Origin of the sequence: Pseudonocardia cypriaca (assembly GCF_006717045.1) — a bacterium.
Classification (GTDB): Bacteria; Actinomycetota; Actinomycetes; order Mycobacteriales; family Pseudonocardiaceae; genus Pseudonocardia; species Pseudonocardia cypriaca.
On the sequence record NZ_VFPH01000003.1, the window covers coordinates 1,433,608 to 1,459,004 of the forward strand.

29 protein-coding genes are annotated in these 25,397 nt (G+C 72.8%); 18 read left to right on the plus strand and 11 right to left on the minus strand.

The window, feature by feature from the left end; translation table 11 throughout:
* Positions 1-20 precede the first annotated feature (20 nt).
* From ngcE to FB388_RS38460, 7 genes are all read left to right on the plus strand, one after another.
* On the plus strand, positions 21-1,445 hold the full coding sequence (ngcE, locus tag FB388_RS38430; RefSeq protein WP_170226019.1) for an N-acetylglucosamine/diacetylchitobiose ABC transporter substrate-binding protein: 1,425 nt from the start codon (positions 21-23) through the stop codon (positions 1,443-1,445).
* A gap of 41 nt (positions 1,446-1,486) precedes the next feature.
* Entirely contained in the window at positions 1,487-2,398 is a 912-nt protein-coding gene (locus FB388_RS38435) for a carbohydrate ABC transporter permease (protein WP_142107533.1), read from the plus strand.
* Between the two features lie 9 nt (positions 2,399-2,407).
* Positions 2,408-3,319: a carbohydrate ABC transporter permease gene (locus FB388_RS38440; protein WP_142107534.1), complete on the plus strand. Its 912-nt coding sequence runs from the start codon at positions 2,408-2,410 to the stop codon at positions 3,317-3,319.
* A gap of 36 nt (positions 3,320-3,355) precedes the next feature.
* Complete coding sequence (locus FB388_RS38445) at positions 3,356-4,504, plus strand: alpha/beta hydrolase (protein ID WP_142107535.1); 1,149 nt, start codon at positions 3,356-3,358, stop codon at positions 4,502-4,504.
* A 19-nt stretch (positions 4,505-4,523) separates the two neighbouring features.
* A complete protein-coding gene (locus FB388_RS38450) occupies positions 4,524-5,261 on the plus strand; it encodes a maleylpyruvate isomerase family mycothiol-dependent enzyme (protein ID WP_246122823.1) in 738 nt (245 codons plus the stop codon).
* A gap of 73 nt (positions 5,262-5,334) precedes the next feature.
* Entirely contained in the window at positions 5,335-5,796 is a 462-nt protein-coding gene (locus FB388_RS38455; protein WP_142107536.1) for a DUF1772 domain-containing protein, read from the plus strand.
* 5 nt (positions 5,797-5,801) lie between these two features.
* Entirely contained in the window at positions 5,802-6,317 is a 516-nt protein-coding gene (locus tag FB388_RS38460) for a nuclear transport factor 2 family protein (RefSeq protein ID WP_142107537.1), read from the plus strand.
* On the opposite strand, the gene FB388_RS38465 is transcribed toward FB388_RS38460, so the two are convergent.
* Entirely contained in the window at positions 6,299-6,748 is a 450-nt protein-coding gene (locus FB388_RS38465; protein ID WP_142107538.1) for an MSMEG_6728 family protein, read from the minus strand. The genes FB388_RS38460 and FB388_RS38465 overlap by 19 nt on opposite strands.
* A 3-nt stretch (positions 6,749-6,751) precedes the next feature.
* On the minus strand, positions 6,752-7,351 hold the full coding sequence (locus FB388_RS38470) for a hypothetical protein (RefSeq protein ID WP_142107539.1): 600 nt from the start codon (positions 7,349-7,351) through the stop codon (positions 6,752-6,754).
* A gap of 59 nt (positions 7,352-7,410) precedes the next feature.
* On the opposite strand from FB388_RS38470, the gene FB388_RS38475 reads away from it, so the two are divergent.
* The 3 genes from FB388_RS38475 (at position 7,411) to FB388_RS38485 (ending at position 9,993) form a co-directional block, all read left to right on the plus strand.
* The gene (locus tag FB388_RS38475; protein WP_211362479.1) at positions 7,411-8,097 is read left to right on the plus strand and encodes an MBL fold metallo-hydrolase; all 687 of its coding nucleotides are present in this window, start codon (positions 7,411-7,413) and stop codon (positions 8,095-8,097) included.
* A 71-nt stretch (positions 8,098-8,168) separates the two neighbouring features.
* On the plus strand, positions 8,169-8,690 hold the full coding sequence (locus FB388_RS38480; protein WP_142107540.1) for a VOC family protein: 522 nt from the start codon (positions 8,169-8,171) through the stop codon (positions 8,688-8,690).
* 268 nt (positions 8,691-8,958) lie between these two features.
* Positions 8,959-9,993: an LCP family protein gene (locus tag FB388_RS38485; protein ID WP_246122824.1), complete on the plus strand. Its 1,035-nt coding sequence runs from the start codon at positions 8,959-8,961 to the stop codon at positions 9,991-9,993.
* 71 nt (positions 9,994-10,064) lie between these two features.
* Here FB388_RS38485 and ku read toward each other — a convergent pair whose 3' ends face one another.
* Positions 10,065-10,970: a non-homologous end joining protein Ku gene (ku, locus tag FB388_RS38490; RefSeq protein ID WP_142107542.1), complete on the minus strand. Its 906-nt coding sequence runs from the start codon at positions 10,968-10,970 to the stop codon at positions 10,065-10,067.
* Positions 10,971-11,043: 73 nt separating this feature from the next.
* On the opposite strand from ku, the gene ligD reads away from it, so the two are divergent.
* Complete coding sequence (gene ligD / locus FB388_RS38495; protein ID WP_142107810.1) at positions 11,044-11,955, plus strand: non-homologous end-joining DNA ligase; 912 nt, start codon at positions 11,044-11,046, stop codon at positions 11,953-11,955.
* A 128-nt stretch (positions 11,956-12,083) separates the two neighbouring features.
* Positions 12,084-12,671 carry a putative glycolipid-binding domain-containing protein gene (locus FB388_RS38500; protein WP_246122891.1) on the plus strand — a complete coding sequence of 196 codons (588 nt, stop codon included), beginning with the start codon at positions 12,084-12,086 and terminating at the stop codon, positions 12,669-12,671.
* Between the two features lie 51 nt (positions 12,672-12,722).
* On the opposite strand, the gene FB388_RS38505 is transcribed toward FB388_RS38500, so the two are convergent.
* Positions 12,723-13,664 carry a prephenate dehydrogenase gene (locus tag FB388_RS38505; RefSeq protein ID WP_142107544.1) on the minus strand — a complete coding sequence of 314 codons (942 nt, stop codon included), beginning with the start codon at positions 13,662-13,664 and terminating at the stop codon, positions 12,723-12,725.
* Between the two features lie 26 nt (positions 13,665-13,690).
* The gene (locus FB388_RS38510) at positions 13,691-15,019 is read right to left on the minus strand and encodes an amidase (protein WP_142107545.1); all 1,329 of its coding nucleotides are present in this window, start codon (positions 15,017-15,019) and stop codon (positions 13,691-13,693) included.
* A 193-nt stretch (positions 15,020-15,212) separates the two neighbouring features.
* Between FB388_RS38510 and FB388_RS38515 the strand changes: the two genes are divergently transcribed.
* Complete coding sequence (locus FB388_RS38515; RefSeq protein WP_142107546.1) at positions 15,213-15,620, plus strand: DoxX family protein; 408 nt, start codon at positions 15,213-15,215, stop codon at positions 15,618-15,620.
* A gap of 12 nt (positions 15,621-15,632) precedes the next feature.
* Here the strand turns inward: FB388_RS38515 and FB388_RS38520 are convergent, their stop codons facing one another.
* Positions 15,633-16,538, minus strand: coding sequence for a sigma-70 family RNA polymerase sigma factor (locus tag FB388_RS38520; protein WP_142107547.1), 906 nt, complete (start codon positions 16,536-16,538; stop codon positions 15,633-15,635).
* A gap of 78 nt (positions 16,539-16,616) precedes the next feature.
* Here FB388_RS38520 and FB388_RS38525 point away from each other — a divergent pair, with 78 nt between their 5' ends.
* On the plus strand, positions 16,617-17,066 hold the full coding sequence (locus FB388_RS38525) for a VOC family protein (RefSeq protein ID WP_211362480.1): 450 nt from the start codon (positions 16,617-16,619) through the stop codon (positions 17,064-17,066).
* Positions 17,067-17,115: 49 nt separating this feature from the next.
* Here the strand turns inward: FB388_RS38525 and FB388_RS38530 are convergent, their stop codons facing one another.
* Positions 17,116-18,327, minus strand: a complete 1,212-nt coding sequence (locus FB388_RS38530; protein WP_142107548.1) for a M20 metallopeptidase family protein — start codon at positions 18,325-18,327, stop codon at positions 17,116-17,118.
* Between the two features lie 93 nt (positions 18,328-18,420).
* Between FB388_RS38530 and FB388_RS38535 the strand changes: the two genes are divergently transcribed.
* The 4 genes from FB388_RS38535 to FB388_RS38550 all read left to right on the plus strand — a co-directional run bounded on the left by FB388_RS38535 (position 18,421) and on the right by FB388_RS38550 (position 21,450).
* Complete coding sequence (locus FB388_RS38535) at positions 18,421-18,936, plus strand: tRNA adenosine deaminase-associated protein (protein WP_142107549.1); 516 nt, start codon at positions 18,421-18,423, stop codon at positions 18,934-18,936.
* Positions 18,937-19,401, plus strand: coding sequence for a nucleoside deaminase (locus FB388_RS38540; RefSeq protein WP_142107550.1), 465 nt, complete (start codon positions 18,937-18,939; stop codon positions 19,399-19,401). It abuts the gene before it with no gap.
* Between the two features lie 96 nt (positions 19,402-19,497).
* Complete coding sequence (locus FB388_RS38545; RefSeq protein WP_142107551.1) at positions 19,498-20,355, plus strand: helix-turn-helix transcriptional regulator; 858 nt, start codon at positions 19,498-19,500, stop codon at positions 20,353-20,355.
* 48 nt (positions 20,356-20,403) lie between these two features.
* Positions 20,404-21,450: an SMP-30/gluconolactonase/LRE family protein gene (locus FB388_RS38550; protein ID WP_142107552.1), complete on the plus strand. Its 1,047-nt coding sequence runs from the start codon at positions 20,404-20,406 to the stop codon at positions 21,448-21,450.
* 15 nt (positions 21,451-21,465) lie between these two features.
* On the opposite strand, the gene FB388_RS38555 is transcribed toward FB388_RS38550, so the two are convergent.
* The 4 genes from FB388_RS38555 to FB388_RS38570 are packed head-to-tail and all read right to left on the minus strand — an operon-like array spanning position 21,466 to position 25,363.
* Positions 21,466-22,893 (minus strand): alpha/beta hydrolase family protein, encoded by a 1,428-nt coding sequence (locus tag FB388_RS38555; RefSeq protein ID WP_142107553.1) that lies wholly within the window; start codon positions 22,891-22,893, stop codon positions 21,466-21,468.
* Between the two features lie 33 nt (positions 22,894-22,926).
* Positions 22,927-23,676 carry an amino acid ABC transporter ATP-binding protein gene (locus tag FB388_RS38560; RefSeq protein ID WP_142107554.1) on the minus strand — a complete coding sequence of 250 codons (750 nt, stop codon included), beginning with the start codon at positions 23,674-23,676 and terminating at the stop codon, positions 22,927-22,929.
* On the minus strand, positions 23,673-24,506 hold the full coding sequence (locus FB388_RS38565) for an amino acid ABC transporter permease (RefSeq protein ID WP_142107555.1): 834 nt from the start codon (positions 24,504-24,506) through the stop codon (positions 23,673-23,675). Before FB388_RS38565 ends, FB388_RS38560 begins: the two co-directional genes overlap by 4 nt.
* Positions 24,503-25,363: an ABC transporter substrate-binding protein gene (locus FB388_RS38570; protein ID WP_142107556.1), complete on the minus strand. Its 861-nt coding sequence runs from the start codon at positions 25,361-25,363 to the stop codon at positions 24,503-24,505. The genes FB388_RS38565 and FB388_RS38570 overlap by 4 nt, the downstream gene beginning before the upstream one ends.
* Positions 25,364-25,397 lie beyond the last annotated feature (34 nt).

Genomic DNA, 25,397 nt, shown 5'->3' on the forward strand with positions numbered 1-25,397 from the left:
ATCTCAACGAGGAGGTAGTCATGACCAGGCCCCGTCCCGGACTCGACCGCAGGCAGTTCCTGCAGCGGCTCGCAGCCGCCGGGCTGCTCGCCGTGCCCGGTGCTGGCGTGCTGTCGGCGTGTGCCACCGGCGGCGGAGGTCCGACCACAGCGGCCCAGGGAGACGTGAGCGCGAAGAACCCGCTCGGTGTCGCCGCCGACGCCGGTCTCGACGTCGTGATCTTCAAGGGCGGCTACGGCGACGAGTACGCGCTCTTCCACGAGGAGCTCTACAAGAAGGCCTACCCGCAGGCGCAGGTCAAGCACAGCGCGACCACGCAGATCGCCCAGGAGATGCAGCCGCGCTTCGTCGCGGGCAACCCGCCGGACGTGCTCGACAACTCGGGTGCACAGAAGATCGACTACGCCACCCTCGCCGCCGAGGGGCAGTGCGCCGACCTCACCCCGCTCCTCGACGCCCCCACCGTTGACGACCCGAACGTCAAGATCCGCGACATCCTCCTGCCCGGCGTGCTGGAGCAGGGCACCTACGGCGGCAAGTTCGTGATGCTGAACTACGTCTACGCCGCGTTCCCCATGTGGTACTCGAAGCCGCTGTTCGAGCGGAACGGCTGGCAGCCGCCGACCACGCTGGACGAGATGATGGCGCTCTGCGAGCAGATCAAGGCCGCAGGCATCTCCCCGTGGGCGTACGGCGGCACCAACGCCGCCGACTACGTGTTCGACCTCTCCCTCGGCATGTCCGTGAAGCAGGGTGGGCCGGACGTCGCCAAGAAGATCGACAACCTCGAGCCGGGGGCGTGGCAGCAGGACGTCGTCGTCGCCGGGGTGCAGGCGATCGAGGAGATGGTCCGCAAGGGCTACTTCATGCCCGGCTCGGAGGGCCTCAAGCACACCGAGGCGCAGACCGCGTGGGTGCAGGGCAAGGCGGCGTTCTACGTCTCCGGGTCCTGGCTGGAGAACGAGATGAAGGGGATCGCGCCGCCGGACTTCACGATGACGGCAGCCCCCGTGCCGGTGCTGGACAGCGGCTCCGCACTGCCGGTGACGGCGCTGCGCACCCAGCCCACCGAAGCGTTCATCGTGCCGGCGCGCGCGAAGAACGTGAACGGCGGGCTGGAGTACCTCCGGCTCATGATGTCCAAGGAGGGCGCGTCGAAGTTCGCCGAGCTCACGGCCTCGGTGCCGAGCGTGCGCGGTGCCGACGCCGGTGCGGGAGCTACGCCTGCGCTCCAGTCCGTCACGGCAGCCCTGGACGCCGCGGGCAGCGACGTCTTCTCCTGGCAGGTCAACACCTGGTACGTCAACTTCTACAAGTCGGTGCTGCAGCAGCAGCTGGGGAACCTGCTCGCGGGCCGGATCGACGCGAACACGTTCATCTCCACCGTGCAGTCGGAGGCCGACAAGCTCGCCGGCGACAAGAACGTGCCCAAGTTCCAGCGCTGAGCGGAGCTTGCTCGAGCGATCATCTACACCTGGGGCATCCAATGCGCTACGGAAAGTACCGGTTCATCGCGAGCTTCCTCGCGATCCCGCTGCTCCTCTACGTCGTCTTCGTGGTGTCGCCATACCTCCAGGCGGTCTACATCTCGCTGACCGACTGGCGGGGGTTCTCGCCCAACCGGAACTTCATCGGGCTGGCCAACTACGCGGAGCTGCTCGGTGACGGGCGGTTCTGGCGGTCGATGTGGCACAACGCCCAGCTGCTGGTCGTCGTGCCGATCGTGACGCTCGGGATCGCGCTGTTCCTCGCCACCATGACCACGGTGGCGGGGCGGCGCGGTTCCGCCGCGCGCGGCGGGGTGCGCGGTTCGCGCTTCTACCAGGTGGTGTTCTTCTTCCCGCACGTCGTGCCGCTGGTCATCGGCGGGGTGCTGTTCGGGTTCTTCTACAACCCGGAGGCGGGCCTGCTGAACGGCCTGCTGCGGCTGGTCGGGTTCGACTGGCTCACCCGCGCCTGGCTCGGGGACACCACGTTCGCGCTGCCGTCGGTGATGGCCGTGCTGATCTGGATCTACGTGGGCTTCTACTACGTGGTGTTCAGCGCGGCCATGAAGTCGCTGCCGACGGACGTCTTCGAGGCGGCCGTGCTGGACGGCGCAGGCGGGATCCGGACGTTCGTGAGCATCACGCTGCCGATGATCACCGACGCCATCAAGACCTCGTACATCTACCTCGGGATCCTGATGCTCGACTGCTTCGCACTGCTGCAGGTGATGCTGCCCGACGGCGGCCCGGACGGGTCCACCGAGGTAGTGGCCCAGTACCTGTACCGCGCGGCGTTCACCGACGGCCGGTTCGGCTACGCGTCGGCCATCGGCGTTGCGCTCTGCCTGGTCACGCTCCTGCTGGCGGTCGTCGTCCTCCGATCGGGTCGCCGCGACCGGGTCGAGTTCTAGGGGAGAACCATGTCCATCGAGACCCCTGCCCCCACCGCCGCGCCTCCGCGCCGGCAGGCCCGGCCGAGCGACCTCGGCTCCGATGGCCCGTCGGCCGGTGCGCGCACGCTGAACGGCGTCTCGCACGGCCTGCTCGTCGTGTGGGCGGTTCTGGTCACCGTGCCGCTGCTCTGGGCGGTGCTGACCGCGTTCAAGTCGGACCGCGAGATCTTCACGAGCCCGTGGAGCCTGCCGACCGAGTGGCACTTCGACAACTTCGTGCGGGCCTGGACCACGGCGAACATCGGCCGCTACTTCATCAACAGCACCATCGTCGTCTGCGTGGCGGTGGTGCTGGTGATGCTGCTCGGCGCGATGGTCGCCTACGTACTCGCCCGCTACGAGTTCCCGGGCCGCAACGCGATCTACTACACCTTCGTGGCCGGGATGACGTTCCCGATCTTCCTGGCCCTCGTGCCGCTGTTCTTCGTGGTGCAGAACGTGGGGATGCTCGGCACCTACCACGGGCTGATCCTCGTCTACACCGCGTACGCGCTGCCGTTCACGGTCTTCTTCCTCACGAGCTTCTTCCGGACCCTGCCCGGTGCGCTCGTCGAGGCCGCGATGCTCGACGGCTGCTCGCACGCGGGCGCGTTCTTCCGGATCATGCTGCCGCTCGCCCGCCCCGGGATGATCAGTGTCGGCATCCTCAACTTCCTCGGCCTGTGGAACCAGTTCCTGCTGCCGCTGGTGCTCATGCCCGACGACGAGCGGTACGTGCTCTCGCAGGGGCTGGCGGTGCTGGCGGCCAACCAGGGTTACCGCTCCGACTGGAGCGCGCTGTTCGCCGGCCTGGTGATCGCCCTGCTGCCGGTGCTCGCGGTGTACGTCGCGTTCCAGCGGAGGATCCAGGACGGGCTGGCCGTGGGCGCGGTCAAGTAATGAGCCGATCGCGTTCGCGCGGCGTACCTTTCGTATGTGATCGGTGAGAAGGTGCGCGTGCAGGCGCTGCGGTGGGTCTTCCGCGTCCTGTTCGGGCTGCCCAGACCGGTCAAACGCCTGCTCACCGGGCGTGCGATCTGGTTGGACGGGCAGGAGCTGGACCTCGACCTGCACCTGCTGGGCCGGGTCGACCGGTTGTTCTCCAAGGGCGACGGCGCCACCGTCGACCGCGCCACGCTCGCCGAGCAGCGGCGGCAGGCCGACCTCGCCGCCGACCTCGTTGCCGACGCCCTGCTCGCCCACATCGAGACCCGTGACGTGGAAGTGCCCGGGGGGACCGGGCCGGTCCCGGCGCGGCTGTACGTGCCGCCCGCCGTGCCCGAGACGCGGTCGCTGATCGTCTACTTCCACGGCGGCGGGTTCGTGATGGGCAGCGTCGCCTCCACCGACCCGCTCTGCCGGCTGCTCGCCGCCCAGTCCGGGGTGCGCGTGCTCTCGGTGGAGTACCGGTTGGCGCCCGAGCACCCGTACCCGGCGGCGCTGGAGGACGCCCTCGCGGCGTTCCGGTCCGTCCGGGCGGACGCGGCCGCGTTCGGCGCCCAGCCGGACCTGATCGCGGTCGGTGGCGACAGCGCCGGTGCCAACCTCGCGCTCGTCGTCGCCCACCAGCAGGCGGTCCTCGGCGGCCCGGCGCCCGCGTTCGTGCTCGCGCTGTACCCCGTCACCGACGTCGAGCGCACCGGCGGGTCGCGGGAGCTCTTCGCCACCGGGTTCGGGCTCAGCGCCGACTACATGCTCGAGCTCGAACGCATGTACCTGCCCGACGGCGTGCCGACCGACGACACGCGCGGCGCGATCCTGCGCGCCGACGACCTGTCCGGAATGCCGCCGGTGTACCTCGCCACGGCCGGGTTCGACCCGCTGCGCGACGAGGGCGAGGAGCTGGCCGCCCGCCTGCGCGACGCGGGGGTCCCGGTGGTGGCCCGCCGCTTTCCCGGCCTCGTGCACGGCTACGCCAGCTTCACCGCGCTCAGCGCCGCCGCCCGGGACGCCACCCTCGACGCCGCCAGCGCCCTGCGCGCCGGCCTCGGCCTCGTGGCCGGCCGGATCCACGCGCGCGGGCGCCGACTGCGCGTGCCGGAGCTGCGCCGGGCCGCAAGCCCTGACCCGCTCGCGGGCGGCTGACCAGGCCTAGGATCCGTACGTGGATCGCCGCGACACCGCAGTGACGCTGCCCTGGATGGGAGCGGGCACCGAGCTCCTCGCCCGGGCCGTCAACGCCCTTCCCGACGACGCGTTGCGGGCACCGAGCGCGCTGCCCGGCTGGACCCGCGCCCACGTGGTCGCGCACGTCGCCCGCAACGCCGAGGCGCTCACGCGGCTCGCCACCTGGGCGCGCACCGGGATCGAGACGCCGATGTACCCGTCCCGCGAGCACCGCGCCGCCGAGATCGAGTCCTCGGCGCAGGCACCTGCCGACGTCCTGCGCGACGAGCTGGCCACCACCGCGGAGGCCCTCGACGGCGCACTCGCCGCGCTCGACGAGACGACCTGGCAGGCGCAGGTCCGCAGCGCACTCGGCCGGCCGATCCCGGCCACCGAGATCCCCTGGATGCGCGTGCGCGAGGTGTGGCTGCACGCGGTGGACCTCGATGCCGGGGTCTCCGTCAGCGACATCGCCCCCGATGTCGTGGACACCCTGCTCGACGACTCCACCGGCATGCTGTCGGCCGCCGACGGCTGCCCGTCCGCGGTGCTGGCCCCCACCGACCGGGACCGGACCTGGACACTCGGCCCGGCCTCCGACGAGCCGCTGCGGCTGCGCGGCGAGGCGGCGCAGGTGCTCGGCTGGCTGGTGGGGCGCTGCGGTGGCGAGGGCGTCGAGGCGCTCGCGGGTGACGGCACCCCGGCCGCCTTACCGGCCCCGCCGCGGTGGCTCTAGGGCGCGGCCGCCGCGGCAACTGCTACTGTTCGTAGTACTACGACTTGTAGCAGGCAGCGCTCTGGGGGGATCGATGTCGTTCGCCGGCGCAGTCGCCGTTGTGGGAGTGCTCGGCACCGCGGTGATCTACGGATCCGACGTGTTCGCGTTGCTCGTGCTGCGGCCGGCCGGGGAGCGGGCGGCCGACGCGAGCATCGCCGACCTGGTCGGTTGGATCCACCACTACGGGGACCGCAGGCTGCCGGTCCCGTTCGCGGTCGCCGTGGTCGCCGTGGTCGCCGCGGGCACCGGCAGCGTCCTCGGCGTCGGGGTCGCGCGTGCCGGTTCCGCGGTGGCCCTCGTCGCCCTGCTGACGTGGCTGGTCCTCTTCGTCCGCGTCAGCGCGCCGGTCAACCGGTTGCTGCGCGCCGCGGCGGGCGCAGGCACGGTGCCGTCCGACACCCGGGCGATGCAGCGCCGCTGGGACTCGGTCCTCTGGGCCCGCGCCGGCCTGCAGGGCATCGCGCTCGTCGCGTTGCTCGCCGCCGCTCGGTAGCGGCCGTGGACGGCGCGGCGATCGTCTGGCGGCCGTACAACGGCGCGCTGCGCCGCCTGGTTCCCGTGCTCTACCGGCAGGCGTCCGCGGGCCGGCACCGCCTCGTGCTCGCCATGTGCCGCGCCGACGTGCACACGTGCGCTCCGGGAACCAGCCCGCTCGGCGGCGTCCGGGGCACCCGGGACGGCTTCCGGGAGTGGTGGTCGCGCCTGCGCGGCCTGACCAGCGCGATCGAACTCGAAGTGCACGCGGTCTCCGTGTCCGGGCCCCCGTGGGCCACCGCGGTGCGGACGGAGTGGACCGATGTGGTCACCGCCGCGGACGGTGCCCGGTTCACCAACCACGGCACCCACCGCGGGTTGCTGCGCTGGGGTCGCCTCGCGGAGCTGCACTACGACTGGGACCCGGACGTGGTGCTGCGGGTGTGCGAACACGCGGCGGCGATCGGCGTGCGCGGTGCGAACGCGCCCCCGGTCGGCGCCCCGGGGCCGTGCCCGGTCACTCAGACCGGCCAGAAGTAGCCCTCCTCCGGGTCGGCGTCCGGGAACAGCGGCCCGTAGAACTCCGGATCCTTGCGCACCAGCGCCGAGCGGTGGCTGCGGTGCACCCGCTCGTCACCGAGCCAGGCAGGCAGCTCGCACCGGCGCGTGAGCTCGGCCTGCATCCGCGGGAGCGGACGACCGGCGGCGGCGAGGTCCGTGCTGATCGTCGCGGCGCAGGTGTCCGGGCGGCCGCGGCCGGTCCACTCGGCGCACACGGCGAGACCGTAGGCGGCGACCCCGTCCGGGTAGCCCTCCCACATGCGGACGGCCGGGTGGTGCTTCCACCCGTAGGCCGGGTACGTCAGCGCACGCAGCACCTGCAGCGCCTCCACGCGTTGCTTGCCGAGCCTGCGGTCGTCGAGCGTGGCGGCGCTGGCGGCGAAGTCGGGATAGGGGAGGAACGTCTGCACGGGCTACGCCTCCTGCACGAGGGTGACGATCCGCGTCAGCGACGGGCTGCGCGGGGTGGAGCCGAAGCCGAAACGCACGGGTGGCGCCACCGGGGCGAGTGCGCCCTGGTCCGCGCCATCCCAGCGGGCGCGCGCCGCTGCGAGCCCGTGCAGGTCGAGGGCGGCGTAGAACTCCTCGCGCTCGCCTCCTGCGCTGCCGCGGGTCCGCACGCCGGGGAGCACCGTGCGGGCGACGACGTCGATCGCGGCCACCCACCGCGGGTGGGTGGCGAGCCGCCGCGGCACCGCGTGCAGCAGCCATCCGACGGCAGGGCGCCGCCCGACCGTGAACTCGAGGTCGAGCGGTGCCGCGTCGACCCGCCAGTCCGACCCGGCGACGGCCACCCGCACCGGACCGAGCCGGACCTCGTCGAACACGTACGTCGAGCCCACGTACTCGGCGACGTCGGCCGACGGGGCGAGCAGCACCCGGTGCCCGTCCGCCTGCTCGACCATGACGTCCGAGAACGCGCCGAGCGGCGAGCGCGGCCAGTGCCCCACAACGGCACGCAGGCCGGCCGACGTGCCGATCCCGGCGATCCAGCCGTCGAAGCGGTCGATCACCGGACCGGACTACCCGCACGATCCGGCGCGCACCCCGCGCGGGTGGCACAGTGCGGGAGGTGGAGATCACGTTCGTCGGCAGCGGCGACGCGTTCGGCAGCGGCGGCCGGTTCCAGACGTGCATCCGGCTGCGGGTGGACGGGGGCACCGCGCTCGTCGACTGCGGTGCCACGAGCCTCACGGCGATGCGCGCGCAGGGCGTCGACCCGGGGGAGGTGGCCGCCGTCGTCGTCACCCACCTGCACGGCGACCACTTCGGTGGGCTGCCGTTCCTCGTCCTCGACGGCCAGTTCACCCGGCGGACGGCGCCGCTCACGGTGTTCGGGCCGGTGGGGACGGGCGACCGGCTGCACACCGCGATGGAGACGTTCTACCCCGGCTCCACCGGCGTGAGGCGGCGGTTCGAGGTGGAGGTCGTGGAACTGGACGGCGCGGGCGGCGCCGACGGGATCGGGCCGTTCTCCGTGCGCAGCTGGGAGGTCGACCACGCGAGCGGCGCACCCGCGCTCGCGGTGCGCCTGGACGCGGACGGGCACGGCTTCGGCTACTCGGGGGACACCGCATGGACCCCCGCGCTGGTGTCGGGCAGCCGGGGCCGACGTCTTCGCGTGCGAGGCCTACACGTGGGACCAGCAGGTTCGCTACCACCTCGACTACAGCACCCTGCGCGAGCATGCTGGCGAGCTGGCGGTGGGCCGGCTGGTGCTCACGCACATGGGTCCGAAGATGCTGGCCCGGTTGCGTGAGGCCGAGCACGCCGCAGCCGTCGACGGACTCGTGCTGCACGCCGGGACGTCGTGACCGAAGGGATGAAGTGATGCCGCAACCGCAAGGGGCCGAGCTCGAGGCGATCCGGGACCGACGCACGGAGCTGAGGGAGCGCTACCTCACCGAGCCGGCCAAGCGCCCGGCCTCCACCGTGCGTGGGGTGCACCACCTGGCGCTGATCTGCCGCGACGTCGAGGAGACGATCCGGTTCTACCAGGAACTGCTCGGGTTCCCGCTGGTCGAGCTCGTGGAGAACCGCGACTACAGCGGCTCCAGCCACTTCTTCTTCGACATCGGCAACAACAACCTGCTCGGCTTCTTCGACTTCCCAGGGCACGACCACCCGGACTTCACCGAGACGATCGGCGCCGTCCAGCACCTGGCGCTCTCCACCTCGCCGGAGGAGTTCGCGGCCGCGAAGGAGCGCCTGGACGCCGCCGGCGTCACGTACCTCGGGCCGGACCGGGGCGTGGAGAACAGCCTCTACATCCGCGATCCCAACGGCATCGGGCTGGAGTTCTACTGCGAGAAGCTCGGCTTCTTCGAAGGAGAGCCGCTCCTCTCCTCCTGACCACCATCTGGCGCGACCATGGAACCGGTCCGCCCACTCGTGCGTCCCTGTACATGGACGACGTGTACCGCGATCACGACAGGTGGGGAGCATGGACGACTTCCGTGGCGGTGGTGGGCCCCCGGGCCGACCACCCGTGCCGGGGCGCCGAGGCGGAGCCCCCCAGTGGGGGCAGCCGCAGCGGCCGCATCCGGGCCGAGCCTATCCACCTCCGGCCCCTCCGCCGGGGCAGGGTGCACAGCCTGCGTCCCCGCGCCGGCCGCGCCCCGTGCAGCGCACGGCGTTGCTGCCCGCCCAGGTCGGCAGGGGTCCACAAGGTGCCGCCGGCGCGCCGCCGCGGCGGCGCCCGCCCCGGCCGCGACCCGTCCGGAGCCGCCCGCGCTGGGGTCGCCGCCTGGGGATCGCGCTGCTCGCGCTGCTGGTCGCCGCGCTCGGGTTCGCGGTGTACGTGGACAGCACGCTCGCCCGGGTGCCGGCGCTGCCGTCGAACAGCGACGCGTCGGGGGCAGGCACCAACTGGCTCATCGTCGGCTCCGACAGCAGGGCGAACCTCACCCCGGAGCAGCGCAAGGAGTACGCCACCGGCGACCCCGAGTCGGAGCTGACCGACACGATCATGCTCCTGCACACGGGCAGCGGACCCACCACGCTGGTCAGCCTCCCGCGTGACTCCATGGTCGACATCCCCGGCGAGGGCCGACACAAGATCAACTCAGCGTACGGGCGCGGTGGCGGTGCCGAGGGCGGGGGTCCCGAACTGCTCGTCGCCACGGTGGAGAAGGCCACCGGCCTGCGCATCGACCACTACATCGAGATCGGGTTCCTCGGCATCGTCTCGGTCGTCGACGCGGTGGGCGGCGTCGAGATGTGCGTCCCCGAGGCGATCAAGGACCCCAAGGCCGCGCTGAACATCAAGGCAGGCTGCCAAACCCTCGACGAGGCCACCGCGCTCGGCTACGTGCGCACCCGGGCCACCGCGTCCTCGGACTTCGGGCGGGTGGAGCGCCAACGCGCGTTCATCTCAGCGCTGCTCGACAAGGCCACCAGCCCGGGCACGCTGTTCAACCCGTTCCGGATCGTGCCGCTGGCCACCGGCCTGTCGAACTCGGTCGCGGTGGACGACAGCACGCACGTCTGGCACCTCGCCCAGCTGGGCCTGGCCATGCGCGGTCTCTCGGACGGCATCTCCACCACGGTGCCGGTACGCGACGGCGTGGTGAACTGGGACCGCACCCGCTCGAAGGCCCTGTTCGACGCCCTCGCGGCCGACGAACGCCCCCCGCAGAACGCGCTGGGCCCCTGATCGTTCCGACGAACGGCGCGTTCGTCGGATAGGTTCCGACGAACGCGCCGCTCGTCGGAACCGGGACGGGCTCAGGCGGGCTTGCGGCGCTTGCGCGGCGCCTCGTCGTCGTCGTCCTTCTTCTTCGACGACCGGCGCGCGGGTGGCTTCTTCTCCGCAGGCTCCTCCGGAGCCGCCTCGGCCGGCTTGCCGGTCGCGGCCCGTGCCGCCTCCACGCTCGCCTGCAGGGCGCTGAGCAGGTCGGTCATGCTGTCCGGGCCCTCGTCGCGCTTCTCGGGGGCGGGCGCGGGCCGGGTGTCGCCGGTGGTGCGCTTGCGCTCGATCAGCTCGACGACCGCGTCGCGGTACTCGTCGTGGAACTGCGTGGGGTCGAAGTCGGCGCCCAGGCTCTCCACGAGCGAGGCCGCCATCGTCAGCTCCTGGGGCCGCAGCTCGACCTCGGCGTCGAGGATGTCGAACTCGGGCTCGCGGACCTCGTCGGGCCACAGCATCGTCTGCAGCACGATCGCCTTGTCGCGCACGCGCAGCAGCGCGATGCTCTCCCGCTGCCGCAGCGCGACCTTGACGACCGCCATCCGGTCGGTCTGCACGAGCGCCTCGCGCAGCAGCGCGTACGGCTTGGCCGCCTTGGCGTCCGGTTCGAGGTAGTAGCTCTTGTCGAACAGCAGCGGGTCGATCTGGTCGGCCGGGACGAACTCGACCACGTCGATCTCGTGCCCCGACTTCGTGGGAAGCGAGTCGAGGTCCTCCTCGTCGAGGGTGATCAGCTCGCCGTCGTCGGTCTCGTAGCCCTTGACGATGTCGGCGTAGTCCACCTCCTCGCCGTCGATCGAGCAGGTGCGCTTGTACTTGATCCGTCCACCGTCGGCCGCGTGCACCTGGTGGAACCTGATGTCGTGGTTGGACGTGGCCGAGTACGCCTTGACGGGCACGCTGACCAGTCCGAACGACACCGCGCCGCTCCACATCGCGCGCATGCGAGCCCCCGTTTCCTCCGCGTTTCGCGATTCCCTTCGCGATTCTTGCTGTCAGCATGGCGGCGTGCTGCCCATGCTCGCCACCCCCGGCGCCCTTCCGAGCGGTCCGGAATGGCTTTTCGAGGTGAAGTGGGACGGCATGCGGCTGCTCGCCGACGTCGCCGACGGGCAGGTCCGGCTCTCCAGCCGCAGCGAGCGCGACGTCACGGCCAACTTCCCCGAGCTGGCTGCGCTCACCGCCCTCGCGCCGGACGTGCTGCTCGACGGCGAGGTGGTGCTGCTGGAGAACGGCGTGCCCAGCTTCGCCGCGCTGGCCGAGCGGATGCACGGCCCGGTCGCGCCGCGGGTCGCCCAGGCGAGGCCCGTCACGTTCATGGTTTTCGACGTGCTCCGCCTCTACGGCGTGCCGCTGCTGCAGCGCCCGTTCGTGGAGCGTCGCGGCACCCTGGAACGCCTGGACCTCGCCTCGGTCCCGGTGCTCTCGCTCTCCCCGATCTACACCGACGGCGCGGCCCTGTTCGACGCCACACGGGAGCGGGGGATGGAAGGCGTCGTCGCCAAGCGGCGCGACGGCGTGTACCGGCCCGGCCGCCGCGGCCCCAGCTGGACGAAGGTCACCCACCGGCACTCGCAGGCCTGCCTGGTGGGCGGCTGGCGCCCGGAGCGCAGCGGCTCGAACCGGATCGGGGCGCTCCTGCTCGGCGTGCCCGACGGCGGTGGGCTGCGGTACGTGGGGCGGGTCGGTTCCGGGCTGGCGGGCGACCGGGTGCAGCGGCTCCTGTGGGACCGGCTGACGCAGGTGGAGATGCCGCCGTTCGCCGGGCCGCTGCCGCGTGCGGAGGCCGCGGGATCGAGGTGGTGCGACCCGCACACCGTCATCGAGGTGAGCCACAGCGGCTGGACCGAGGCCGGGCGCCTCTGGCACCCGGTGTTCCGCGGTCTGCGTGACGACCTGGATCCCGCACATGTGGAGCTTGAGGCCTGAACCCCCGACAATGGGCTTCCCGCCCACCTGCGTCACCACGGGCGATGAGGAGGGCACGTGCAGCCACCACGCTTGCTGCAAGGTCACGGAGAACGCCCTCCTGGACTACGGTTGCTCCGGTGACGACGATGCTGACGTGGCAGGCCGAGGACGGCCACGGCCTCGAGGGCGTGCGGATGATTCCCGGTCACGGTGGGTTCCGGGCCCTCGGCCGGATGGTTCGCGTCGAGCCGACCGGTGGCTTCACCTCCTCCTACCGCCTGGTGGTCGGCGAGGACGGCAGGGTGTCGCGGCTCTCGGTCACCAGCGCGACCGCCGAGCGGGAGCGGCATCTCACGATCAACCGCACCGACGACGGGGTCTGGTTGCTCGACACCGGCTCCGGGAGCGGCGCCGTCCGCGACGACTGCGCCGGGGCTGTCGACGTCGACCTGGCGTACAGCCCGATGTTCAACACGATCCCGATCCGCAGGCTCGGCCTGCACCGCGAGGCGGGCGAGCACACGTTGCCGATGGTGTTCGTGTCGCTGCCCGACCTGGAGGTGCGCGTGGTCGAGCAGACCTACCGCACCGTGTCGGTGTTCGACGAGGACGCCGGCCACGCCGGGATCGGGTTCCGGTCGGGTGACTTCACCGCCGACCTCGTGGTCGACGCAGACGGTGTGGTCGCCAGCTACCCCGGCCTCGCCCGCCGCCTCCTGCCCGCCACCAGCTGAGAGGGCGCGCGGTGGTCGAGTAGGGCCGCCGCTGCAGCGGGGCCTCCGTGATCAGGCCCAGCCGACCACGGCGTCGCCGCGGCGGCCGATCTCCCGCAGCTCGGTGGGCGTCGTGCGGCCGCGCCGCACGCGCACGGGCTGCGGGTCCCGGGCCGCGGCCCAGCGCAGCCGGCCCTCGTGACCGGCCCGCACGGTGGCGGCGAGCCCGCCGGTCGACGCGAGCGCCCCGCGCATCGCGCCGAGCCGGCCCAGCGCGTCGTCGACGGCGGCGAGCAACGCGTCCCGGTTGCCCTCGCACATCGCGAGCACGAGCTCGGGGCGGGTGCCGGCCACCCGCGTGCCGTCGGCGAACGAGGATGCGGCCAGCGCGAGCGGCAGGTCGTCGTCGCCCCCGGCGCCCACGGCGGCGAGCACCGCGGCGAGCAGGTGCGGCAGGTGCGAGACCCGGGCCACCGCGAGGTCGTGCTCGTCGGACGCGGCCGGCACCACCCGCGACCCGCAGCTCCACGCCAGCTCGGCGACGTCGGCCCACACGTCGAGGTCGGTCCCGTCGTCGGCGGCCGCCACCCAGGCCGCGTCGACGAACAGGCCCGCGTTCCCCGCGCCCCAGCCCGACTCGGCGGTGCCGGCCATCGGGTGCCCGCCCACGTAGCGGGCGCGCGGCGCGAACCGGGCGACCGCGTCGGCCACCGCGACCTTGACGCTCACGGCGTCGGTGAGCCGGCACGTCGGCGCCACCGCGTCCACCCGGCGCAGCACGCCGTCCAGCGCGGGGAGCGGGACGGCCAGCACCACGAGCGCGTCCGCCTCGACTGCCCGGCGGAGCGCGGCGTCGGTGTCGGTACCGACGTCGAAGCCGTCGGCGCGCGCCTCGGCCGCGGTCTCCTCGGACGCGCTCGTGCCCCACACCGCGCGTCCCGCCTTGTCCGCGGCCCGCATCAGCGACCCGCCGATCAACCCGGCGCCGATCACGCACACCGCCCGCTCCGTCACGCGGCGAAACGGTACGCGGCCCGCGCTCAGTCCCGGGCGAGCGCCCCCGCCACCCGCAGGACGCCGCGTTCCTCCAGCCGCACGCCGACGATCTGCACACCGGCGGGCAGGCCACCGTCGGCGACCTCACCCGGCACGGAGGCCGCCGGCCAGCCGGTGAGGTTGAACGGGAGGGTGAGCGCGAGCAGCTGGGGACGCACCGCCACGTCGATGCCGCCGACCTCGACCTCGGCCGCCCCGATCGGCGTGGCCCGCAGGCGGGTGGTGGGCAGCAGCAGGACGTCGAGGTCGGCCACGGCCGCACGGAAGGCTGCGGTGAGGCGGCGGCGGGTGCGCATGGCGTCGACGTAGGCCCGGGCGGGCTGGTCGGCGAACGGGAGCAGCCGCTCGCGGGTGATCGGCTGGTAGTCCTCCGGCCGCTCCGCGAGCCACTGCGCGTGGGTGGCGTACGCCTCTGCGCCGACGATCACCGGGTACGTCGCCGCCAGCTCGTCGATCATCGGGGTGCTCACCTCCTGCAGCTGCGCCCCGCGGGCCTGGAGGCGGGCGGCCGCGGCCTCGACGGCCTTGGTGATGGCCGGGTCGAGCGCGCGCCAGTACTCGTCGGTGAGCAGGCCGACCCGCACGCCGTTCACACCGGGCGCCTGGATGCCGCCGCCGGTGCCGTCCGCGCGGCTGAGCACGTCCCACGCGACGGACGCCGCGTGCACGTCAGGGGCCAGTACACCGATGTGGTCGAGGGACTCCGAGAGCGGGAAGGACCCGTCGGTCGGGAGCACGCCGAACGCGGGCTTCAGCCCGACCACGCCGCACAGCGCGGCAGGCGTGCGCACGCTCGCGCCTGTGTCGGTGCCGAGCGCGAGCGGCAGGTGCCCCGCGCCGACGGCGGCAGCCGAGCCGGACGACGAGCCCCCGGTGATCCGCGACGGGTCGTGCGGGTTGCGCGCCGGTCCGGTGGCGGCGACGTCGCCCGTCGGGCCGTAGGCGAACTCGTGGGTGTGCAGCTTCGCGACGATCAGGGCGCCCGCCTCGCGCAGGCGGGCGACCACCGGCGCGTCGGCCGTTGCCGGTGGCGCGTCCGCGAGTACGTCGGAGCCCGCCCTGGTGGGGAGCCCGACGACGTCGATCAGGTCCTTCACCCCGACCGCGACGCCGTGCAGCGGCCCGCGCCAGTCGCCGCGCGCGAGTTCGGCGTCCCGCTCGGCTGCCGCGGCCAGCGCGCGTTCGGCGTCGAGGGCGATGACGGCGTTGCAGGTGTCGGCGGCGAGGCGGTCCAGGACGTTCCGGACGTGCTCCGTGGCCGAGAGTTGCCGGGAGCGCAGGGCCATGCCGAGTTCGCGAAGGTCAGGCAGCACCCCGCCATCTTTACAGGCCGGTAGGAGCGCGCCGACGAGTTGTGGACGGGTGGCCCCGCGCGCCGCACAGCGTCCGTCACATCTTCGCGGCGCCGCCGGTCAACAGGGTGGACGAGGTCGTCGGAGGCCTGATCCAGGCCGGCCAACCGATCGTCCGCGTGTCTCCCCGCCCCATGACGAGAACGGAGTCCCCATGTCCGCGCGCACGTTCGCCTACTGGGCCACGACGGCCATCACCGTGTTCATGCTCCTGTCCGGCGGACTCGCGTACCTGCTGCGCGCGGACTTCGCCGTCGGGGGAGTGACGGCTCTCGGCTACCCGACCTACGTCGTCACGATCCTCGGCGTCTGGAAGCTGCTCGCGGTGCCCGCCCTGCTCGTCCCCCGCCTCGGGCGCCTGCGCGAGTGGGCCTACGCCGGGATCGTGTTCGACCTCACCGGCGCAGCGGCCTCGCACCTCGTCGTCGGCAATCCTGCGTTTCACCAGATCATGATCGGCGGCCTGCTGTGCGCGGCGTTCGCGTCCCGCGCACTGCGCCCCACCGATCGAGCGGCCGCCGACCCGACCCCGCGTGCCACCGCCCGGCTCGCCCATCCGTGACCGGAACGAGCGTCATCGCTCGGTGCCGCCTGCCCCGAGGAAGACGATGTCGACGTCGCGCAGCCGGTCCGGGTCGGCCTCCAGGGCGATGCCGGTGATCTTCTCGTCCCTGACGGTGAACGTGAAGACGACCTTCGGCCGGCCGCCGCGCACCCAGACCGCGCCGGGGACGCCGTCGACGAGAGCGAGGCGAGCGGCCTCGGCGCCTCCGGCGAAGGTGCCTGCCACCGCATCGGCGCCGCGGAGCTCGGCGGGCGCCCCGATCCGGACGGCCGTCGGATCGGCCACGAGCACGGCGTCCGGATCGAGCAGGGTCAGCAGCGTGGCGAAGTCCCCGCCCCGGGAGGCGGCGAGGAAAGCGGCCACGATCTCCCGCTTCCGGGACCGCGCGGCATCGGATGCCACGGTTGCTCCCCGCACCCGGCGCCGGGCTCGGCTGGCGTACTGCCGGGCCGCCACGGGGGAGCGGTCGATGATGGAGCCGATCTCGCCGAACGACACGTCGAAGACGTCGTGCAGGACGAACGCCAGCCGCTCGGCGGGAGTCAGGGTGTCCAGTACCACCATCAGTGCGATGCCGACCGAATCGGCGAGCAGCGCCTCGTCCTCGGGGCCTGTCCGGTCGGCCGGGTGGATGCTCGTGCCAGGCGCTACCGGGTCCGGCGGCAATGCCCCGGTCGGCTCCTCCCGCCGGACCTTGCGGGACTCCAGCACGTTCAGGCAGACCCGGGCCACGACCGTGGTGAGCCACGCGGCGAGGTTCTCCACTCGGTCGGTGTCGGCACGGCTGACCCGCAGCCACGCCTCCTGCACCGCGTCCTCGGCATCGCCGCGCGAGCCGAGCATCCGGTGGGCCAGCGTGGTCAGCCGCTCCCGGTGCTCGGCGTACCGCCGTGTCAGCCAGTCGTACTCGCTCATCTGTCACGTTCCTCCGCGCCCGCCTGTCATACCGGTTGACCGGCGGAACGAGCCGGATGTGACAAGCGGGGAGTCGCCATGTGCCACTACACGTACAAGCAGGCCCTGATGGCGGCCGGCACCAAGGAGGAGAAAGCGGTGTCAGCGAAGGTCAGCACCATCATGCTCGGAGTCCGGGACCTGGCCGTGGCGAAGAAGTTCTACACGGAGGGCATGGAGGCGGAGGTCGCACAGGACTTCCCGAACTTCGTCCGGCTCAGCCTCGGTGAGGGCTCTTCGTCGCTGGCTCTCTACGAGTGGGACGCAGCCGCGGAGGACGCGGGTGTCCCGTCGGAGGGGTCCGGATTCCGCGGGGTCTCGTTCCACTTCGTCACCGACACCCGTGAGGAGGTGGACGGTGTGATCGCCAAGGCGGCGGCCGCAGGCGGGAGCGTGGTCCGAAAGCCGGGGGACGCGCAATGGGGCGGGTACTTCGGCTACTTCGCAGACCCCGACGGCTACCTGTGGAAGGTCGCAACCTCCGGCTGAGCCGGCGGAAGGAACGCTGACCGCCCGCGCATCCGAACGCCACAGCTCCTCAGCGCGCTCCCAGCGCCAGCCCTGCGTATACGGCCACTCCGGCGGCCATTGCCTCCTCGTCGAAGACGACGCGGTTGGAGTGGTTGGGCGGCGCGAGGGCGGGGTCGACGCCCGGCGGGCAGCCGCCGAGGAACGCGAGCGCGCCGGGCACCTCGGCCAGCACGTACGAGAAGTCCTCCGCGCCCATGATCGGCGCGGGCATCGTGGCCACGTTGTCGTGGCCGAGCACATCGCCTGCGAGCTCGGTGACCTGGTCCACCGCGGCGGAGTCGTTGACGGTGACGGGATAGCCGGGCTCGATCTCCACCTCCGCGGTGCACCCGTGGGCCAGCGCGGTGTACCGGCAGACCCGGCGGATCTCCTCGTACATCGTGGCGCGGGCGGTCTCGGAGAGGCTCCGCAGCGTGCCCTCGAGGTAGGCCGTCTCGGGGATGACGTTGGTGGTGGTGCCGGCGACGATGTGCGCGATCGTGAGCACGACCGGCTGGTGGGTGTCGACGCGCCGGGTCACTGCGGTCTGCAGCGCCCCCACCATCGCAGCGGCCGCCGGTACCGGGTCGAGCGCGTCGTGCGGCGCCGAGGCGTGCCCGCCGCGGCCGTTGACCGTGACCTTGATCGTGTCGGCGGCTGCCATGAGCGGCCCGGGCCGGGCGTGCACCTCGCCGGACGGCAGCGTCGCGGAGATGTGCAGCGCGTAGGCCGCGTCCGGCCGGCCGGCCGGCCCGCTGCGGTCGAGCAGACCCTCCTCGATCATGTACCGCGCGCCGTGGAAGCCCTCCTCGCCCGGCTGGAACATGAACACGACGCGCCCGCCCAGCTCGTCGCGGCGGTCGGCGAGGACCTTCGCGGCCGAAGCGAGCATCGCGACGTGGGTGTCGTGCCCGCAGGCGTGCATCGCCCCTGCGACCTCGGACGCGAACGGCAGCCCGGTGTCCTCCGGCATGGGCAGCGCGTCCATGTCGCCGCGGAGCAGGATCGTGGGACCGGGCCGGTGCCCTTCCAGCACGGCCACCACCGAGCTGACGGAGCGCCCCAGGTGCACCTGCACCGGCAGATCGGCGAGCGCGGCGACCACGGCGTCGCGGGTGCGCGGGAGGTCGAGACCGAGCTCCGGATGGCGGTGCAGCGCGCGCCGCAACGTCACCGTCCGTGGCTGGACACTCCGAGCGTGGGCATGCAGTCCGTCGATCGGGGCACCCGGTAGCGACATGTGCACGATCCTGGCATCTCCGGAAGGTGACGCGAGGGCCAACTTCTGGTTGTGGTTTGGAGCACAGTGACTCGGAGGCTTACCGTAGGAGACATGGCGGTGCAGAGCGCCCAGCGTCCCGCGGACGTGCGCGAACAGGCCCTGCCCGGATACGCCGTCGCGGCGATCCGGGAGGACGGTCTGTGGCGTTGCCTGCGTCTGGCTCCGGAGGCCCTCGTCGACCTCGACACGGCGATCACCGAGCTGCGCTCCCTGCGCTCCACCGGTGCCGTGCTCGGCCTGCTCGACGTCGACGACGAGTTCTTCGTGCTGCTGCGGCCCACACCGGGCGGGATCGCGCTGATGGTGTCCGACGCGGTGGCCGCACTCGACTACGACGTGGCCGCCGACGTGCTCGACCTGCTGCGCGTTGAGCTGCCGTCCGAGGAGGACGCGCTCGACGCGCCGCCGTGGCCGGAGGGCGATCTCGCGATCCTCGCCGACCTCGGCCTGCCCGCCGACGAGCTGGAGGTGCTCGCCGCCGAGGTGGAGCTCTACCCCGACGAGCAGCTGGCCGCCATCGGCCGCCGCTGCGGGTTCGCCGACGCCCTGGCCGAGGTCGTCAGCTAGGTGACTCCGCTCGCCTCCGACGAGGCGCTCGTGCGGCGTGCGCTCGAGGTGGCAGCGACTGCAACCGCCAGCGGTGACGTCCCGATCGGTGCGGTCGTCGTCGACGCCGCGGGCCGCGAGCTGGCCGCCGCCTGCAACGCGCGCGAGGCCCTCGGCGACCCCACCGCGCACGCCGAGGTGCTCGCCCTGCGCGCGGCAGCACGCGTCGCAGGGGAGTGGCGGCTGGAGGGCTGCACGGTCGCGGTGACCGTCGAGCCGTGCACGATGTGCGCGGGTGCGCTCGGGCTGGCCCGGGTTCGGCGGGTCGTATTCGGGGCGTGGGAACCGAAGACCGGCGCCGTCGGCTCGCTGTGGGACGTGCTGCGCGACCGGCGGCTGAACCACCGCCCCGAGGTGGTGGGTGGCGTGCTGGAGGCCGAGTGCGCCGCGGTGCTGGAGGCGTTCTTCACGCTCCACCGCGGTTAGTGCTGCACCAGGTTGTCGCTGCCGGCTGCGGCGAACCCGGACCGTGAACCTGACAGGTCCTGGTTGTCCCACTCGGGACGGATCATGCTGGAGCGCATGGATCGCGGCGAGCTCGGGGACTTCCTGCGCAGCAGGCGGGCGTTGCTGCAGCCCTCGGACGTCGGGATGCCGGTGGGGTCCCGGCGGAGGACGCCGGGCCTGCGGCGCTTCGAGGTCGCGCAGCTCGCCGGAATGTCACCGGACTACCTCGCCCGGCTCGAGCAGGGCCGGGGCGCGGCACCCTCGGTCGCCCTCGTCGCAGCCCTCGCCCGCGCCCTGCGGCTGAGCCGGGACGAACGCGACCACCTGTTCCTGCTCTCGGGGCACCACGGTCCGCCCGCTGCGGGGCCCGACGAACACGTCAGCCGGGTCCTGCTGCGCCTGCTCGACGACCTGGCCACCCTCCCCGCGCTGATCGCCTCCGACCTCAACGTGGTGCTCGCGCAGAACGCGCTCGCCGACGCGCTGCTCGGCGAGCAGACCGGACTGAGCGGCTATGCCCGCAGCTGCACGTACCGCTGGTTCACCGATCCGACGTTCCGCGCCCGCCAGCCGGTCGAGGACCACGAGGGCGAGAGCCGTGCCCAGGTCGAAGACCTCCGCGCAACGGTCGCGGCGCGAGGCGGGGACCGTTTCGCGACGGGGCTGGTCCGGGCCCTGCGCGCCGCGAGCCCGGAGTTCAGGCGGTTGTGGGCTCGACACGACGTCGCCGTCCGCCGCAGCGATAGCAAGCGGATCATCCATCCGGCCGCCGGGCTGGTCGAACTCGACTTCGACGTCCTGGCGACCGCCGAGGGGCAGCGGCTGGTCGTGTACTCACCCGCCCCCGGCAGCGAGGCAGTGGGGAAGCTCGAGCTGATCGCGGCGCTCGGCCGGGAGCGGTTCGACAGCGCGGAGCTGCGCCAGACCCCCTGACCGCACGCCCCGACCCACCGGGTCCCGTGACGTCGACCGACAGTCCACATGAGACAGAAGAGGAACATCCCGATGCGAATGTCGTCGTCTGCCGCGCACGTCCGCGTGTCGTCCGCCGTCCTCGGCATCGCGCTGGCGGCCGGCACGGCCTTCGGTGCTGCCGCGTGCGCGTCAGCCGAGCCCGCTGCGTCGACGGGGGCTCCGGCGCCCGCCGGGCTCATCGAGTTGGCCCACGTCCGGGTGCTCGCGGAGTTCGACGAGTCCGCCGGGCAGAACGCGGAGAGCATCGCGCTCGAACCGGACGGCGGCGCGGTCATCGGCATGATCAGCGCGCGGCAGGTCGTCCGGGTGAGGGGAGACGGCGGTACCGAGGTGCTGGTCACCATGCCGGTGCCCGCGGACGGCGGCGGCACCACACCGGTGGTCGGGTTCCCGCAGGTGACCGGGGTGGCGCGCGATCAAGGCGGCGCGGTGTTCTTCCTATACTCGGCAGGGCGGGGCGGGCTGACCGGCATCTGGCGACTGGCACCCGGGTCGACCGAGCCGGAGCTGATCGTCCCGATGCCGGCGGACACCATGCCCAACGCACTGCTCATCGACCAGCCCGGCGACCGCTTCCTCGTCACCGACTCGACCGGTGGACGGGTCTGGGAGGCTCCGCTGTCCGGGGGTGAACCGTCGGTCTGGAGTGCCGATCCCACCATCGCACCGTCCGGCTTCTTCGGCGCGAACGGCCTGAAGCTGCACGCAGGAGCGGTGTGGGTGAGCAACTACGACCTCGGCACGATCGTGCGCATCCCGGTCGAACAGTCGGGTGCGGCGGGCCCGGCCGCCGTGCACGCCACAGGCCTGACCGGCATCGACGACTTCGACTTCACCGGCCGGGGCGAGGAGATCCTCGCGGCGCTCAACGACACGAGCGAGCTCGTCGGTGTCGCGGCGGACGGCTCCCATCGGGTTCTGCTCGACGGTGACGACGGCCTCCAGGGCACGACGGCGGTGGTCGTCCGCGGGGACTCCGCGTTCATCACCAACGGCGCGCTCCGGGAGGGGGACCGACCGGCACTCCGGGTCGCCCGGCTCGTCGGAGGGTGAGCCCGGCCGCGCCGCCTACCGCGGGAAACGCTGGGTGAGCCAACCGCGCACGAGGTCGAGCGCCGACGGGTCGATGGTCGTGTCGATGGTGGCGTACTCGTCGAGCCCGCCGCTGCCCGCCGGCTGCATGAGGTGGTTGAGCCCGGGGAGCGTGCGGACCGTTGCGTCCGGGGTGCCGGAGAGCAGCGAGCGCATCAGCGGCTCGTTCTGCCCGGCGGGCACCTGGAGGTCGGCGCCGCCGAAGAACGCGAGCACCGGCACTCGCAGCGCCTGCAGCGCGGGGGCCGGGTCGTGCGTGGCCCACGAGCGGTAGTACGGGTTCACGGTGGCCGCCACCTGGGCCTCGAGCTGCTCCGGGGCGGGTTGCTGCTCCGGCGGGAGGCCCGCGGCCTGCGACACGAGCTGCCGCACGGCGAGGGCGCGCGCCCGCTGGTAGTCCTCGGCCCGCAGGAGGGCGACCAGCGTGCGCACGTACGCGATCTGGTTCGACACCACCTCGGGCGGTGCCCCCGCGGCCTGCAGCAGCAGCTGGTTCTGCGTGACCAGGACTTCCTCGCCGGGCGCCGCCGGCCCGGCCATCATGATCGCGAACGCGACCGGGGTGCGCTGCGCGACCAGCGGCACGAGGTAGCCGCCCTCGCTGTGCCCGAGCAGCCCGATCTTGTCGCGGTTGATCTCCGACCGGCCGCGGAGGAACTCGACACCGGCCACCGCGTCACCGGTGAGCTGGTCGTAGTCGGAGTCGTACAGCGATCCGGTCGACCCGCCGATACCGCGGTCGTCGACCCGGAGCACCGCGTACCCGGCACGCGTCAGTAGGTCGGCGAGCAGCAGGAACGGCTTGTGCCCGAACAGCTCCTCGTCGCGGTTCTGCGCGCCGCTGCCGGTGAGGAGCAGGACCGCGGTGAACGGGCCCGGTCCCTGCGGGAGGGTCAGCGTGCCGGCGACGTCGACGCCCTGGCCGGGGTACTTCACGTCCTCGGCGCGGTACGGGAACGGCGGCTTGGGCTCCTGCGGCCTGCCCGCGACCGGTCCGGGGCGCAGCACGAGCGGGAACGACTGCCCGAACTGCGTGAACGCGCCCGGGATGCTCTTGCCGTCCGTCTCGAAGGTGCCGCGGAACCAGGCGTCGCCCCCGACGTCTGGGAGGCGGAAGGAGAGCTCGCGGCCCTCCAGCAGGACGTCGGAGAGCGGCATCGCCTTGATCGCCTGCGCCGGGATGTCGATCTCCCCGTGCAGCCCGCCGTTCTCGGCCCTCAGCCGGATGCCGATCTCGAGGGGCGCGCCGGGGATCCCGATCCGCCCGGCCCACTCGCCTGCCGTGGTCTCGACCGTAGGCGTCACCGGGGCGGGAGGCGGCGGGGGAGGCGGTGGTGGTGGCGTCGCCGCGCAGCCCGCGAGCAGCATCAGCACGACGGGTAGAGCGGCGAGCAACCGGCGCATGTCATTCACCGTATTGGAGGTACGGCAGCGGCCCTACCCCAGCCGTCCTGCGGCGATCACGCGAGACAGGAACTGCCGCGTGCGCTCCTGGACGGGGTCGCCGAGCACCTGGGCCGGTGGGCCGGACTCCAGCACGCGGCCGCCGTCGAGGAAGCAGACCCGGTCGGACACGTTGCGGGCGAAGCCCATCTCGTGCGTCGCCATGAGGATCGTGACGCCGTCGGCGGCGAGCCCGCGGACGATCGCGAGCACCTCGCCGACCAGCTCCGGGTCGAGGGCGGAGGTGATCTCGTCGAGCAGCAGGAGGCGCGGGCGGACCGCGAGCGCGCGGGCGATCGCCACGCGCTGCTGCTGGCCACCCGAGAGCCGGTCGGGGTGGGACGCGGCCCGGTCGGCGAGTCCCACCCGGTCCAGCAGCTCGCGGGCCCGCTCGTCGGCCTCCGCGGCGGACAGGCCGTGCACCACGCGCGGGGCGAGCGCGACGTTCTGCACCGCCGTCATGTGCGGGAACAGGTTGAACGCCTGGAACACGATCGCCATCCGCCGCTGGGCCGCCGCCGTGTCGGCCCGCGGGTCCGAGACGTCGACGCCGTCCAGCAGCACCTGGCCGTCGTCGATCTCCTCGAGCAGGTCGACGCAGCGCAGGAGAGTCGACTTCCCGGAGCCCGACGAGCCGATCACCGTGACCACCTGGTGCTCGCCGACCGTGAGATCGACGTGGTCGAGCACGGTGGCGTCGCCGTAGCGCTTGACGAGGCCGCGCACGTCGAGGACCGGGGTCATGCGAGCCCCTGCCGCCGGCTCGCCCGCGCCGCCACGGCGTCTGCGATGCGCCCGGTGGGCACCGCGAGCAGCACGAACAGCAGCGCCGCCACGACGTAGGGGGTGAAGTCGAAGCTGCGTGCCGACGCGATCTGCGCGGCTCGGATCGCGTCGACGGCGCCGAGCACCGAGATCAGCCCGACGTCCTTCTGCAGGGCCACGAAGTCGTTGAGCAGCGGCGGCAGCACCCGCCGGACGGCCTGCGGGAGGATCACCAGCCGCATCGACTGGCGGTACGACAGGCCGAGCGAGCGGGCCGCGGCGCGCTGCGACGGGTGCACCGACTCGATGCCCGCCCGGAAAACCTCCGCCACGTAGGCGGAGTAGATCAGGATCAGCGTGATCGTGCCGAGCACCGCGGTGTCGTTCGGGACGCCCTGCAGGCGCAGCGCGGGCAGGCCGAAGCCGATCAGGTAGAGCGCGATCAGCAGCGGCACGCCGCGGAACAGGTCGACGTAGCCGGTGGCCAGCGCGCGCAGCGGGAAGAACACCGGGCCGCGCAGTGTGCGCAGCACCGCGATCAGCAGCCCGAGCACGAGCACCCCGAGCTCGGCCACCACGAGCACCCGGACGTTCAGCCACAGACCCGCCGCGATGGCCGGCAGCGACTCCCAGCCGATCCGCACGTCGAGGAACGTCTCCTGGACGCGGGGCCAGCCCGGCGCGCTGGTCACCGCGACCACGACCGCTCCCGCGAACACGACGGTCGAGGCGAGGGCGACCAGGGTGGAGCGCCGGGCCCGCGAGCGGCGGTAGGCGAACCGCTCGCGGGCGAGTGGTGAAAGGATCACCGCAGCTCGGGCGCCGTCTCCGCCGAAGCGAGCCACTGCCGCTCCAGCTCGGCGAGCGTGCCGTCCGAACGGAGCTTCTCGATCACCGTCGAGACGCACGCCGTCAGCGGGCTGTCCTTGTCCAGCACGGCGCCGAACTGCTCCGGCGTGCCGCCACCCAGCGGCAGCTGTCCGACGATCTTCGCGCCCTCCAGCTCCGCCGATGTGATGTAGAAGGCGGTGGGCAGGTCCACGACGATCGCGTCGACCTGTCCGTTGGACAGGGCGAGCTTCGCGTCGTCGTTGGTGTTGAACACCGCGGGTTCGCTCGCAGGCGCGATCTGGTCGATGATCGCCTGGTAGCTGGTGGTGCCCACCTGCGCGCCGAGCTTCGCCGTCTTCAGCTCGGCGATCGAGGCGGCGTTCGCCGCCGGGCCGGTCTCCAGCGCGACCACCGCCTGCTTCACGTCGTAGTAGGGCGCCGAGAAGTCAACGGCCTGCGCCCGCTCCGGCGTGATCGAGAACTCGGTGAGGTTCAGGTCGTAGGACTTCGGACCGGGCTGGATCGATGCGTTGAACGGCACCCGGACCCAGGTGACCTTGTCCCGCGGGTACCCGAGCCCGTCGGCGATCGCGTACGCGACGGCGCTCTCGAAGCCCTTGCCGGACGCCGGGTCGTCGTCGAGGTACCACGGCGGGTAGACCGGCTGGTCGGTGCCGAACGTGAGGGTGCCCGCCGTGAGGGTCGGGAGGGCGCCGGGCTCGCAGGACGGTCCGGCACCCGCCGGGGGCGCCGCCGGCTCCGGCGCGCAGGCGGCGGCGGAGAGGACGACCGCGGCCGCCACGAGCACCCGCCGGACCGTGAACGAGGAGATCATCGCTGGATTGTCCACCGTCGCCCGGGCGGCGCGA

Excerpts from the sequence above, each read along its gene's own strand:
- ngcE (WP_170226019.1), top strand. The coding sequence starts at position 21 with ATGACCAGGCCCCGTCCCGGACTCGACCGCAGGCAGTTCCTGCAGCGG.
- FB388_RS38435 (WP_142107533.1), top strand. The coding sequence starts at position 1,487 with ATGCGCTACGGAAAGTACCGGTTCATCGCGAGCTTCCTCGCGATCCCG.
- FB388_RS38440 (WP_142107534.1), top strand. The coding sequence starts at position 2,408 with ATGTCCATCGAGACCCCTGCCCCCACCGCCGCGCCTCCGCGCCGGCAG.
- FB388_RS38455 (WP_142107536.1), top strand. The coding sequence starts at position 5,335 with ATGTCGTTCGCCGGCGCAGTCGCCGTTGTGGGAGTGCTCGGCACCGCG.
- FB388_RS38480 (WP_142107540.1), top strand. The coding sequence starts at position 8,169 with ATGCCGCAACCGCAAGGGGCCGAGCTCGAGGCGATCCGGGACCGACGC.
- ku (WP_142107542.1), bottom strand. The coding sequence starts at position 10,970 with ATGCGCGCGATGTGGAGCGGCGCGGTGTCGTTCGGACTGGTCAGCGTG.
- ligD (WP_142107810.1), top strand. The coding sequence starts at position 11,044 with ATGCTCGCCACCCCCGGCGCCCTTCCGAGCGGTCCGGAATGGCTTTTC.
- FB388_RS38500 (WP_246122891.1), top strand. The coding sequence starts at position 12,084 with ATGCTGACGTGGCAGGCCGAGGACGGCCACGGCCTCGAGGGCGTGCGG.
- FB388_RS38515 (WP_142107546.1), top strand. The coding sequence starts at position 15,213 with ATGTCCGCGCGCACGTTCGCCTACTGGGCCACGACGGCCATCACCGTG.
- FB388_RS38520 (WP_142107547.1), bottom strand. The coding sequence starts at position 16,538 with ATGAGCGAGTACGACTGGCTGACACGGCGGTACGCCGAGCACCGGGAG.
- FB388_RS38525 (WP_211362480.1), top strand. The coding sequence starts at position 16,617 with ATGTGCCACTACACGTACAAGCAGGCCCTGATGGCGGCCGGCACCAAG.
- FB388_RS38530 (WP_142107548.1), bottom strand. The coding sequence starts at position 18,327 with ATGTCGCTACCGGGTGCCCCGATCGACGGACTGCATGCCCACGCTCGG.
- FB388_RS38535 (WP_142107549.1), top strand. The coding sequence starts at position 18,421 with ATGGCGGTGCAGAGCGCCCAGCGTCCCGCGGACGTGCGCGAACAGGCC.
- FB388_RS38545 (WP_142107551.1), top strand. The coding sequence starts at position 19,498 with ATGGATCGCGGCGAGCTCGGGGACTTCCTGCGCAGCAGGCGGGCGTTG.
- FB388_RS38550 (WP_142107552.1), top strand. The coding sequence starts at position 20,404 with ATGAGACAGAAGAGGAACATCCCGATGCGAATGTCGTCGTCTGCCGCG.
- FB388_RS38555 (WP_142107553.1), bottom strand. The coding sequence starts at position 22,893 with ATGCGCCGGTTGCTCGCCGCTCTACCCGTCGTGCTGATGCTGCTCGCG.
- FB388_RS38560 (WP_142107554.1), bottom strand. The coding sequence starts at position 23,676 with ATGACCCCGGTCCTCGACGTGCGCGGCCTCGTCAAGCGCTACGGCGAC.
- FB388_RS38570 (WP_142107556.1), bottom strand. The coding sequence starts at position 25,363 with ATGATCTCCTCGTTCACGGTCCGGCGGGTGCTCGTGGCGGCCGCGGTC.